Annotated in this window: 8 protein-coding genes; all 8 read left to right on the plus strand. The window is 46.9% G+C overall.

The features are described from left to right. Nucleotides 1-235 precede the first annotated feature (235 nt). Nucleotides 236-1264, plus strand: coding sequence for an Abi family protein (locus ACY652_RS05530; protein ID WP_462267027.1), 1029 nt, complete (start codon nucleotides 236-238; stop codon nucleotides 1262-1264). A 33-nt stretch (nucleotides 1265-1297) separates the two neighbouring features. After that, complete coding sequence (locus tag ACY652_RS05535) at nucleotides 1298-3469, plus strand: S9 family peptidase (protein WP_462267028.1); 2172 nt, start codon at nucleotides 1298-1300, stop codon at nucleotides 3467-3469. Between the two features lie 538 nt (nucleotides 3470-4007). Next, nucleotides 4008-4607 (plus strand): TetR/AcrR family transcriptional regulator, encoded by a 600-nt coding sequence (locus ACY652_RS05540; protein WP_462267029.1) that lies wholly within the window; start codon nucleotides 4008-4010, stop codon nucleotides 4605-4607. A 186-nt stretch (nucleotides 4608-4793) separates the two neighbouring features. Next, nucleotides 4794-5930 carry an efflux RND transporter periplasmic adaptor subunit gene (locus ACY652_RS05545; protein WP_462267030.1) on the plus strand — a complete coding sequence of 379 codons (1137 nt, stop codon included), beginning with the start codon at nucleotides 4794-4796 and terminating at the stop codon, nucleotides 5928-5930. Between the two features lie 12 nt (nucleotides 5931-5942). Continuing rightward, the gene (locus tag ACY652_RS05550; protein ID WP_462267031.1) at nucleotides 5943-9140 is read left to right on the plus strand and encodes an efflux RND transporter permease subunit; all 3198 of its coding nucleotides are present in this window, start codon (nucleotides 5943-5945) and stop codon (nucleotides 9138-9140) included. Between the two features lie 16 nt (nucleotides 9141-9156). Next, nucleotides 9157-10572 carry a TolC family protein gene (locus tag ACY652_RS05555; protein WP_462267032.1) on the plus strand — a complete coding sequence of 472 codons (1416 nt, stop codon included), beginning with the start codon at nucleotides 9157-9159 and terminating at the stop codon, nucleotides 10570-10572. A 193-nt stretch (nucleotides 10573-10765) separates the two neighbouring features. Then, on the plus strand, nucleotides 10766-12028 hold the full coding sequence (locus ACY652_RS05560; RefSeq protein WP_462267033.1) for a YdcF family protein: 1263 nt from the start codon (nucleotides 10766-10768) through the stop codon (nucleotides 12026-12028). Between the two features lie 29 nt (nucleotides 12029-12057). After that, on the plus strand, nucleotides 12058-12939 hold the full coding sequence (locus ACY652_RS05565) for a hypothetical protein (protein WP_462267034.1): 882 nt from the start codon (nucleotides 12058-12060) through the stop codon (nucleotides 12937-12939). The last annotated feature ends 342 nt before the right edge of the window (nucleotides 12940-13281 follow it).

Here is a 13281-nt window from a genome sequence, read left to right on the forward strand (position 1 = left end):
GATGTAAAACAGCAAATACATAAAAGGTATAGTTTTTTTGTCATATATAATAGACCTTATCAACAGCAAACAATTCACAATTAACGTAAAGTTTACAAGGTTGATTGCAGCCAGATTAAATTATATTTGATAAGTCCTTATCTGTTATTAAATAAAGAATTGTTTGTAATTTTAAACTATTTTCTGTATGTTTGATGCTGCTACAGGAATTATTGCACCGCGATAAATATTTAGTTTGCATATAGGTATATTAAATAATACTTTTGTATTAACAAGCTCACCCCGCTTCCCGTTAGATCAGCGCGCTCAGGGTGAGCATTTTCTTTTTATAGCCATGCCTAAAAGTCCTTATACTAAACCGGCTTTAAGCTACAACGACCAACTACAGCAATTAAAATTCAGAAATCTTGTCATTGACGATGATGCTAAAGCGTTGTTTCTGTTAGAAAATATAAGTTATTACAGGTTAAGCGGGTATTGGTACCCATTACTTGAACAGCCTAAATCTGCTCACCAGTTTAAGCAAGGTGCAACTTTTAATCAGGGATTTAATTTGTATTGCTTTGATCGCAAATTAAGAAAATTGGTGAATGCCGAACTCGAAAAGATCGAGGTAGCAATAAGGGCAAAAATGATTTATATCCTGTCTTTTTCGCACGATGCTTTCTGGTATACCAATGCTAACTTGTTTTCTAACACGGTTAAACATGCGAATACGCTTAAGAAGTTACAGGAAGAATACAGTAGAAGCCGCGAGGATTTTATTTTAGCTTATAAAGCCAAATATACTAATGCTTTGCCGCCCAGCTGGATGATTTTTGAAGTGGCTTCTTTTGGCGTGTTATCCGGATTGTACCAAAACCTAAAGCCTGGCAGGGACAAAAGAGCTGTTTCAAGATATTTTGGATTAGACAGCTCAACCTTTGAGTCATGGATACACGGAATCGTTTACATTAGAAATTTGTGTGCGCACCATTCAAGGCTTTGGAATAAAATGCTGAGTATATCTCCCGTTTTACCTAATAAAACGGACAAAGTATGGCTAAGTACAACAGATATAGTTAATACAGTTACTGGTGCTAAAACATCGGTAAACAACAAAACTTATTATGTGCTGTCGATGATAGTTTATCTGTTACAAACTGTTAACCCTAACAACACTTTTAAAGACAAAATTATAAGTTTGCTAACTAAATACCCTAATGTGGATGTCTCTGCTATGGGTTTTACTTCAGGCTGGCCAGCTGAACCCTTATGGCAGTAATTTATTAACATTCGATCCTTTATTTTCGCAACTATGAATATTAAATCTTTACTTTCTTATTTTTCTGCAATTATAATCAGTATAAGTTTTAATAATGCTTTTGCCCAGCTGGGCCGTGGTACCCAATGGGCAAAGGACGGCTATCAGTATTACCGCACCGTAAACGGCGAGATTGCCGAGCTGGACAGCCGCGACCAAACTAAAAAAACGGTTTTAGTTACCCAAGCCATGCTTACCCCGGCCGGTAGCCGGCAGCCGCTACAGGTACGGCGCTTCGTCCTATCTGACGATGGGCAGAAGGTGCTCATCAATACCAACACTAAAAAAGTATGGCGCTATGATACCCGCGGCGACTACTGGGTGATAGATTTAAACACCAAAACGCTGAAGCAATTAGGCAAAGGCCGCCCGGAAGCCTCATTAATGTTCGCCAAGTTCTCGCCGGACGGCCGCAAGGTAGCTTATGTAAGCGAGCATAATATTTATGTTGAGGATGTGGCAATCGGCGCTATTAAACAGTTAACTACCGATGGCACGCTGAAACTGATTAACGGCACTTTCGATTGGGCTTACGAAGAAGAATTTGATTGCCGTGATGGCTTCCGCTGGTCGCCCGACGGGCACGCTATTGCCTACTGGCAGATTAATGCCACCAAAATTCCTAACTACCTGATGCTGAATACCACCAAGGCTACTTACCCGGTGGTAGAGCCGGTGGAATACCCGGTAGCGGGTGAAGACCCCAGCTCGTGCCGCATTGGTGTGGTGAGTGCCGAAGGCGGCGCTACCCGCTGGATGCAGGTGCCCGGCGATGCGGTGCAGCACTATATTCCGCGTATGCAATGGGCGGATAACTCCAATGAGCTGATTTTAGAGCAGCTGAACCGCCCGCAAAATGAGGCAAAGGTATTTATGTGCAATGTGTATAACGGTACCACACGCGTTATTCACCAGGAAAGCGACAAGGCCTGGGTGGATGTGCGCGATGAGTCGGGCTGGCAGTGGATTGACAAGAGCCGCAAATTTGTATGGCTGAGCGAAAAGGACGGCTGGAAGCATGTGTATACCATTGACCGCGAAGGCCACGAGAAACTGATTACGCCGGGCAAATACGATGTCATCAGCCTGAGTTTGGTGGATGAGGCCGACGGATTGATCTATTTTATTGCCTCGCCCGAAAACGCTACGCAGAAATACCTGTACCGGGTAAAACTTACCGGCGGCAAAGCCGAGCGTGTTTCGCCGGCCGACCAGCCCGGTACGCATGGGTACGAAATATCGCCGAATGGAAAAATTGCGCTGCATAATTTCTCTAACAGCTATACCCGCCCGGTAAGCGAGGTGATCAGTTTGCCCGAGCACCAGCATTTAAGCGGTGGCACCGTTACAGTTGATGCCAATGCAGCCCACAAAGTAGAGTTTTTTAAGGTTAACACCACTGATGGGGTGGAACTGGATGGCTGGATGGTAAAGCCCCCGAACTTTGACCCCGCTAAAAAATATCCATTGGTATTTACGGTATATGGTGAGCCGGCTTCGCAAACGGTTACAGATACTTACGGTACCGGCATGAATCGCCTGTACAACGGCAGCATGGCCGATGATGGTTATATTTATGCCTCGCTGGAAAACCGCGGCGCACCGGCACCTAAAGGCCGCGAGTGGCGCAAAGCCATTTACCGGAATATCGGCATCCTCAACATACGCGACCAGGCAATGGGCACCAAAGCTATGATACAGAAGTATGCCTTTATTGATACCAGCCGCATTGCCGTGCATGGCTGGAGCGGCGGCGGTTCCTCTACGCTCAACCTAATGTTCCAGTACCCGGAAATTTACAAAACAGGTATTTCGGTAGCGGCCGTAGGCTGGCAGCTTTCTTATGATAACATTTACCAGGAGCGCTATATGGGCGTACCCACTACTGATGAAGGCAGAAGCTACTTCACTAAAGGCTCGCCGGTAACTTATGCCAAAAACCTGCGGGGCAACCTGCTGTACATCCACGGCACCGGCGATGATAACGTGCATTACCAAAACGCCGAACTGCTGATTAATGAACTGGTAAAATACAACAAGCAGTTCCAACTCATGTCATATCCCAACCGCACCCACAGTATTTCGGAAGGCGAAGGCACCAATGCGCATTTGCGTGGTTTGTTCACGCAGTATTTAAAAGAGCATTGTGCGCCTGGAGGCAGGTAACAAAAAAGCCGATTTATTAACAAATCGGCCTTTTTTACATTTCACCCAGAATATCCGTATACGAAATTTACGCCTTTTGCAATCGAAAGAAAGTTATAAGGGCCTGTTTAAATTTTATTCAATAATAGTTTTATAGTGGAGAATTTGGTCATTTCTTCGGCGGTCCGGAGCAGCAGTTCATAGTTTGTGCATAGTCTGCGGTTATAGTTCAACCAGGAGAACGAGATTTCGATGACCCATCTTTGGGGCAACGGCCCGAGACTTTCTTTCTGCTTGTGCTATGTTTTCGCTTTCATGCAGCTAACATAATTTTTGTTTATGAATTGCCGCCGGGCATCTGACAGGTTAATAGCATACATCTTTCTTGAAGTTTGGTTACAACAATTAAAATGTAACGTTACCCACTCTTCAGGTACCCTCAGTATTTCCTTCCGTTAAAATTTAAACAGGTTCATAAATGACAATTTAATTAAACTGTATATCCTCAAAACATCCTACTTTTGCTTAACACTGTTAGATAAATTAAAGCATTTAAATAATGGGCAGTAAGGAGCGTAAGCAACGATTAAAAGACGAAACCAGGATTAACATTCTGGACGCTGCGCTTGCCATTGGTAAAAATGAAGGCTGGCAAGCTTTAAGTATGCGCAAAATTGCAGACGCTATTGAATACACCGCGCCGGTTATCTATGAATATTTTGCCAATAAAGAAGCTTTGCTGTTGGAATTAACCAAGCTGGGATATTGCAAGCTGAGCCGTGAAATGACCATAGCCCGAGATAATTACCAACTGCCCGAAAAGCAACTGGAAGCCATGTGGCTTACCTATTGGCATTTTGCCTTTGCCGAAAAAGAATTGTACCAGCTGATGTTTGGCATTGAAGTAAATTGCTGCGTTTTTGATAACGAAATACCAGAATCCGAAGTTCCCGCTACCATGATCAGTGATGCCATAAGGCAGCTGATTGGCAAAAAAGATGTTTCGGACGATGAAATATGCCGGAGATACTATACTTTCTGGTCTGTAGTTCACGGTTTAATTTCTATCAATCTGGTGCGGCAGAGAGTATCTGATGATATTAATCAGCAGGTACTGAAAGACACGATTGGCGGTATCATCCGTGCCATCAAAGGATAGCAATCTATAAAAGTTCTTTTAAAATAAATTATATCAAACCCATAGCACTGCGCTAATTACTTAACAGTGTTAATTTTTTTAATAATGTTAAACAAACGCATAAATCAATCATCATGTAATAATTATCTGCCCTTAACCGAACCCGATTTTAACAAAATGTCAATTCTTAACAGTAATGCTTACCTTATGAAATTTTTAATACTTGCGCTGTCTGCCGTTATTTTATTCGGCTGCTCGCAGCCGGCGCAGCAACCGCCGCAGGCCATGATACCTTCACTGCCGGTAATGGAAGTGCAGGCCGGCAACCCTACCACTTATCAGGAATACCCCGCCGCCATTGAAGGCGCTGTAAACGTAGAGATACGCCCACAGGTAGACGGCACCCTCGACCGCATTTTTGTGGATGAAGGAGCGCTGGTAAGCAAGGGCCAGCCCCTGTTTAAAATTAATGCCGCCCCCTACACACAGGCGCTTAACAATGCCAAAGCCGCCCAACATGCGGCAGAAGGTGCGCAGGCCAATGCCCAGCTTGAAGTAGACAAACTGGCTCCGCTGGTGCAAAACAAAGTAATTGCCGATGTTCAGCTGAAAGCCGCCAAAGCGGCGCTTGCTATTGCCAAAGCCAACGTAGAACAGGCCAGAGCGCAGGTAGGCGCCGCCCAGATCAACGTAGGTTATACGCTGATCAAAGCGCCGGTGAGCGGTTACTTAGGCCGCCTGCAAAAAAAGCAGGGAAGTTTGGTAGGCCCTACCGATCCTACGGCGCTCACTCAGCTATCAGATGTACATGATGTGCATGTGTATTTCTCGCTGAGCGAGGATGAGTTTGTAACCTTTAAATCCAGCTACGCCGGTAACACACTGCAGCAAAAGATCAGGAACCTGCCGCCGGTAGCGCTTGTCTTATCCGATGACAGCACCTATACCCTGCCAGGCAAGGTAGATATGGTAGACGGCCAGTTTAACAAAGCTACGGCTGCCATTACCCTGCGGGCCAGCTTTGCCAATGCCAACGGCATCCTGCGCTCAGGCAATACTGGTAAGGTGCGCCTGCCGCTGCAGCATCGCAACATGCAGATGGTGCCTATGGAAGCCACGCTGGAAATGCAGGACAAGATATTTGTATACACCGTAGGCGACAGCAATAAGGTAACCAAACAACCTATAATTATTGCCGGAAAAAGCGGCACCGATTACTTGGTAAAATCAGGCGTGAAGCCTGGCGACCGAATTGTAACCGCCGGTATTGACCACTTACAGGAAGGGCAAAAGATTAAGCCGGAACCGGCTAAAAAAGCTGCCATTGCCTATTCATCACACTAATCTGAAATTATCATGTTAAAGAAATTTATAGAACGGCCGGTACTCTCTACCGTGATCTCCATCTTGCTGGTGATCCTGGGGGTACTTGGCCTTACCAAACTGCCGCTGCAGCAGTTTCCGGATATTGCGCCTCCGGCGGTGCTGGTGGTAGCCGTATATCCCGGCGCCAATGCCGAAACCGTGCTGCGCTCCGTAGCGCCCTCGCTCGAAGAGTCTATCAACGGGGTGGAGAACATGAGCTACATGACCTCTACCGCCAGCAACGACGGTAGCCTGGCCATTACCGTCTACTTTAAGCAGGGAACCAACCCCGACCAGGCTGCAGTAAACGTACAAAACCGTGTGGCCCAGGCTACCAGCCAGCTGCCCGCCGAAGTAGTGCAACAGGGCATTACCACCACCAAACAGCAAAACAGCCTTATTGGTGCCGTAGGTATTTATACCGACGACCCGAAAAAATACGATCAGACCTTTATTGCCAACTATGCGCAGATCAACATCATTCCCGAAATTAAGCGTATACCCGGCGTGGGCTCGGCTACCATTTTTGGCGGGGTAAAAGATTACTCGATGCGCGTTTGGCTGAACCCCAGCCAGATGGCCAACTACCAGGTTACTCCTGCCGAAGTAATGGCTGCCATTCAGGATAAAAACCTGGAAGCGGCCCCCGGTAAGTTCGGCGAGCGCAGCCAGGAAGTGTTTGAGTATGTAATCAAATATAAAGGCAAGCTTACCAAACCCGAAGAGTACGGCAACATCACTATACGTGCCAATACTGATGGCTCTGTGCTGCGCCTTAAAGATGTGGCCCGCGTGGAGCTGGGTTCTTACTCCTACACCAGCGTTACGCACATGAACGGGCACGATGGTGTTGGTTTCGGTGTGATACAGCTGGCCGGTTCCAATGCCAACGAGATACAGATTGCGGTAGATAACCTGATGGAAAAAGCCTCAAAGAGCTTCCCGAAAGGTATTCACTATAATAACTTTTACCGTACCAAAACTGCACTTGACGAATCTATTTCACAAGTAAAGCATACACTGATTGAAGCTTTTATCCTGGTATTTATTGTAGTACTGCTGTTCCTGCAGGATTTCCGTTCTACCCTCATTCCGGCGGTAGCCGTACCGGTAGCTATTATAGGTACTTTCTTTTTCATGAACCTGTTTGGCTTCTCTATCAACCTGCTTACCCTGTTCGCCCTGGTACTGGCGATTGGTATTGTGGTGGATGATGCCATTGTGGTGGTAGAGGCAGTACACGCCAAAATGGAGCGCGAACACCTGCCCGCCCGCGAAGCTACGCTATCAGCCATGAGTGAGATTACCGGTGCTATCATTTCAATTACGCTGGTAATGGCCGCTGTATTCCTGCCGGTAGGTTTCATGACGGGTTCTACCGGTATATTTTACCGGCAGTTCGCCTTTACCATGTCTATCGCTATTCTGATATCAGCGGTCAACGCTTTAACGCTAAGTCCGGCGCTGGCTGCACTGGTACTAAAGAATCCGCATGGCGACAATAATGACGGAAAGCCTAAAACCTTTAAAGAAAAGTTTTCGGCAGGCTTTAACCGTGGCTTTGATAACCTGACCAACCGTTACATTGGCGGGGTTAAGTTTCTGATACGCCGCAAGTGGGTAGGCCTTTCGGCGCTGGCATTGGTTACCGCCATTACCATTTATATGGTACGCACTACCAAATCGGGCTTTATTCCTACCGAAGACCAAGGTTTCGTGGCGATTTCTATCTCTACGCCATCAGGTACTTCGCTGGACAAAACCGTAAAGATTCTGAACCAGGCAGAAACCGAACTGAACAAGCTGCCTGCGGCCCGGTTTGTTACCACTATTGATGGTTTCAACCTGCTCACCAACTCCAACAGCCCCTCAGCAGCCGTAGCCTTCGTGCTGTTGAAGCCGAATGAGGACCGGGGTGAGGTGAAGGACATTAATGCCATTCAGGACATTATCCGGCAAAAGATGGGCGCTATTCCGGGCGGTACGTTCTTCGTGTTCAGTTTTCCTACGGTCCCGGGTTTTAGTAACGTAGAGGCGCTTGATTTTGTATTACAGGATAAAAGCGGCGGTACGCTGTCTAAGTTCAGCGGCGTGGCCAATGAGTTTATCGGCAAGCTGATGCAGCGCAAGGAAATTGCCTTTGCCTTCACCCAGTTCAAGGCCGACTATCCGCAGCTGCAATTAGAAATCAATGATGAAAAGGCCAGCCAGTTAGGGGTTAACGTGCGCGATATTCTGCAAACTATGCAAGCCTACTTCGGCAGCGCCCAGGCATCCGATTTTAACCGCTTTGGTAAATACTACCGCGTGGTGTTGCAGGCCGATATTGCAGACCGTACCGACCCTTCGGCCATCGACCGCGTGTTTGTAAAAAACCGTACCGGCGAAATGGTACCGATTAAAACGCTGGTAAAATTAAACCGCGTATATGGTTCAGAAACGGCTTCGCGCTACAACTTATTCAACTCCATCAGTATTAATGCTATCCCTAAACCGGGCTTTAGCTCTGGTGATGCCATTAAGGCGATTGATGAAACCGCTAAGGAACTGCCTATTGGTTTCACCCATGAGTTCTCGGGCCAAACCCGTGAGGAAATTTCATCCGGCGGGCAATCTACGGTTGTATTCCTGTTGTGTTTGGTGTTTGTGTACTTCCTGCTTTCGGCACAGTATGAAAGTTACCTGCTGCCCTTGGCGGTTATATTGTCTATCCCGGCCGGTATTTTGGGTGTGTTCCTGATGCTGGGCATTACCGGTATTGAGAATAACATTTACGTTCAGGTAGCCTTGATTATGCTCATCGGCCTGCTGGCGAAGAACGCCATTTTAATTGTGGAGTTTGCCGTGCAGCGCCGCCGCAACCGCGAGAGCCTGGTTACTGCCGCGCTCGAAGCCGCCAAGCTGCGCCTGCGCCCCATCATCATGACCTCACTGGCCTTTATTGTAGGCTTGATACCGATGATGACTGCCGCCGGTCCTTCGGCTCAGGGTAACCATTCTATCAGCATCAGTGCTGCCGGAGGTATGATCAGCGGTGTACTGCTGGGTTTGTTCATTATTCCGGTACTATTCGTCATCTTCCAGCACCTGCAGGAACGCATCAGCGGCGTGCCGGTTAACCCGCGTCAGCCGGATGGCCGCCTGGATGACCACCAGGTACCGGCCGACCATGAATTGTCAGTTCATTAATAAGAATTATTTAAGCATGAAAACGATAACAGTAGGATACTTTATTGCAGCTGCGCTAATATTGTTCAGCGCCTGCAAGGTATCTAAGAATACCAGGCTGCCCGATATGCACCTGCCGGATAGCTACCGATTTGAAGCTGCCAGCAGTGATACCGGTTCTGTTGGCCGACTCCCCTGGAAAAACTTTTTTACCGAAGGTACCCTGCGGACGCTGATAGACAGTGCACTTATCCGCAATAACGACCTGCAACTGGCAGTGAAAAATATTGAAGCCGCCCGGCAGTCGCTCATTCAGGCCAAGTGGGGTAATGTGCCAACTGTTTCGGCCAACGTTGCAGCTACGGTAAACCGCCCGTCGAACAACAGCTTGAACGGTATCAGCTTAAGCCAGTTTCTGGGCAGCAAGCACATTGAGGACTATACCGCTTCGCTTACCATATCGTGGGAAGCCGATATCTGGGGCAAGATCAGCAGTCGCAAGGCCGCAGCCCTGGCCGCTTACCTGCAAACCGGAGAAGCCCGCAAAGCTGTACAAACACAGTTGGTCGCTGATGTATCCGAAGGCTATTATAATCTGCTGATGCTGGATGAACAGTTGGGCATTGCTAAAAAGAATGTATTGCTAAATGATAGCACCATCCGTATTATCCAGCTACAGTACAATGCCGGGCAGGCCACACTGCTGGCCCTGCAGCAGGCCGAAGGGCAGCGGTTAACCGCTGCAGAACTGGTGCCCCAGTTTGAGCAGCAAATTGGCATACAAGAAAATGCATTGAGCATTCTGGCAGGTAAGCTGCCTCAAGCCATTGTACGTTCAGGCAAACTCAATGATTTAGCTATGCCGCAGCAGTTGCCGGCGGGCGTACCTTCTCAACTGCTTAGCTACCGCCCGGATGTAAGAAGTGCCGAATTGGAACTGGACCGGGCCAATGCACAAGTAGGTTATACCAAGGCCAGCCTGTACCCTACGCTATCTATTACGGCGCAGGGCGGTGTAAATGCCTTTAAGGCCAGTAACTGGTTTACTATACCCGCTTCCTTGTTCGGCATTGTTACCGGTGGTATTGTACAGCCATTGCTGCAGCACCGCGAACTGAAAACCAATTATAATCTGGCTAAAATCAACCGCGAGAAAACGGTGATTCAATTCCGGCAGCAGGTACTGGTAGCTGCAGGTGAAGTATCTAATGCCCTGGTTGCTATTGATAAGTTGAACCAGCAGCAAAGCATTGTGGCTAATCGCGCCAAAACCCTGCAGCAAGCCACTAAGAATGCTGACTTGCTGTACAGAAATGGCATGGCCAACTACCTGGAGGTAATTACCGCACAAAGCAACGTATTACAAACTGAACTGGAACTGGCCTCTGTTAAAAGGGCACAGTTAACCGCAGCCGTTGAGTTATACCGCTCCTTGGGCGGTGGGTGGAATTAATAAGCATTGTGCAATTCGCCCCCTCACGCATGCAAGTTATTGAGGGCAAGTACGTATTCAGGGCTGCACTATATTGAGCTGATCAGGGGGCTTAAAGCCTGTTTAAATTTCCTGGTTCAGGAAATTTAAACAGGCTTTAATTTAAACATACGCTTAACAATAAGTTAATTACACAAGATTTACTTTGCATAATATGATGCAGCCAAGTAAAAGAATTCTCGCCTTTGTGTTAGCCCTGCTGGGTGTACACTTTAGCGGTTATGCGCAGAATTCAAATACCCCTCCCTACAAAATCATTTCCAACGCAAATTGGGTAATGGCAAAAAACTGCTACTTACTTACCCTGCTGCAAAATGATACCCAGGCCAATGCGCTCATTAAAGCCGATACAGCTTTGCAGCGCTTGGTTAAAGACAAGATTAACGCTGTAAACACATCATTAAGAGATTGCAAAGCAGCCCTTTGTCTCCCGGCTGTTCTACACCTTAGTCAAGCAGAAATCCGGTTAGCGGGGAGCAGAATGGCAGCACTGATTAAACCTGGCAATGCCCTGGATAACCTCATCAGGAACCACCTTATTCCCTCGGGAAGGTATAGCTTATACCAAACGCAACAGCCTGCAGAACTACTAATAAAAGCCTGGGAACAGGATGCAAGCGCCATTAATCACATTATTGACGTATATGCTGAGGGCAAAAAGCCTAACTATCCGCAAATTGATTCCATCAGTTACGATGTAAGCAAAAAAGGGTACTATACCCTGATGTATGATTGTTCTTACGAAGTAGCTGACGCTGTAAAAGCGGGTAAACTATTTTTTGAACCGGCACTGTACGCCGCTTCTATTTACTTAGAAATGAATGAGCGGCAAAACGCAGGCGATTACGAACCCATGGCACAAACCGTAAATAAACCGGCGGTTGACCGTGTTAAACAAATAAAGTGGGCCTCCTACCCCTACTCTCACATTTTGGTACCCGGTGCAGGGCCAGATCAGCCAGGTACGCCCTTAAGCGGTGAAGGCATGTTACGCTGCAAACTGGCAGCGCGGCAATATTTTAACGGCAAGGCGCCTTTTATAGTGGTATCCGGCGGCAGTGTTCACCCCTACAAAACCAGGTTCAATGAGGCTGCCGAGATGAAGCGGTACATGATCAACACCCTTGGTATTCCCCAAAACGCCGTGATGATGGAGCCGCATTCCCGCCATACCACCACCAATATCCGTAATGATGTGCGGCTTGTATTCCAGTATCATATTCCGTTTGATAAGCCCGGCCTTATCATCACCGATAAATATCAAACCGACTTTATTGTCAATATGGAAAAGCGCTGCCTGAACGAACTTGGTTACGTACCCTATAAATTAGGCAAACGCCTTTCTACAACCGCCTTAGCGTTCTATCCCGTAATCACATCCCTGCAGATTGATGCGGATGAACCTATGGATCCGTAAATACATTAAAAACTAATAGCTGCCATTTGATGAAAAATTTACCATTTAGGATTTGGGGAACGATAGCTTTCTTTACTGCCTGCGCCTTTACCGGACATAAGGTTGAAATACTGCTCACCCGCGAAATTACCATAGACTCGCTGGGTGCCTGCCAGGGTATTTCGTACCAGAAAGGGAAGATATTTCTGTACGGTGATCGTGAGGTTGGCATGATACGGGAGTATAAGATGCTTGGTGATAGTTTAGTTGATCAGCATCACGAAATTAAACTTACCCGGAACGGGCAAGATGTGATTAACCACCCCACCGGCATGGCAGTGCATGGCCAACTTCCTGTGTTTATAGGTAACTCGATACGGCTGAATGCGGAGGGCACCCAGTGGCGTGCCGTAATTTACCAGGTAAACTGGCAGGGATTGCAAAAAACAGGAACGCTTGACGGCAATCTGTTAACTACAATTGAAGATGATGCCTGCATACAAGGCACCCGGCCCGAATATGTGAAATATCATAACCAGTGGTACGTAGCAACGGCAGATTATGGCAACAAGGGCAACGAGGTGCGTTTGTATGACCCTGAGAAACTAAGCCGCTGCAAAAAAACCAGTGAGCCGGGCGTACTGGTAAAAAAGTTTGCCTGCACCCCCTGGGTGCAAAACCTGCACTGGCTGAATGACAAAGGCGTATTGGTGCTTATCCAGAACCAGATAGAAGGCCGCAGATGGCGTTTTACTTATGTTGATTTAGCCAGATCCTTGGATTCGGGCAGTATGCAAGTGATTAGCCAAGTGGATATTGACAAGCGGCAAGACGAATTAGAAGGATTTTCTTTCCTGAACAACAGCACAAAAGGCATTGCCGTTACCTCGTCCAAAAAGAACAATGTGAACTATATGACCACCTCCTGGTGAGTGAACCATATTCTTTTGAACTATAGTGGAACATCATTAATGTTGCGCCATTTGCACTCACCTTAACACAAAATTAATACCTGCGCACCATTGGGTTAAGATTACGACTTTACTTTTGTTTAAAATAATTCAGTGAAGAGTTGCTGTTGTTCACAATTTACCAATAACGGGCGTTCTGTTTTGCAAACAACCCCATTCGTTAAAAAAACAATTCAAACAAGTTGCTTATGTAAGATCAAATTTACGCTCCACCACTAAAAAATCAATTGCATAAATAAGCCGGGAAATGCGTCAACACTTCCCGGCCGGATATCAATTGCTGTTAACGCTAAAAGCGGTCGC

This window comes from Mucilaginibacter sp., from assembly GCF_965200995.1.
Classification (GTDB): domain Bacteria; phylum Bacteroidota; class Bacteroidia; order Sphingobacteriales; family Sphingobacteriaceae; genus Mucilaginibacter.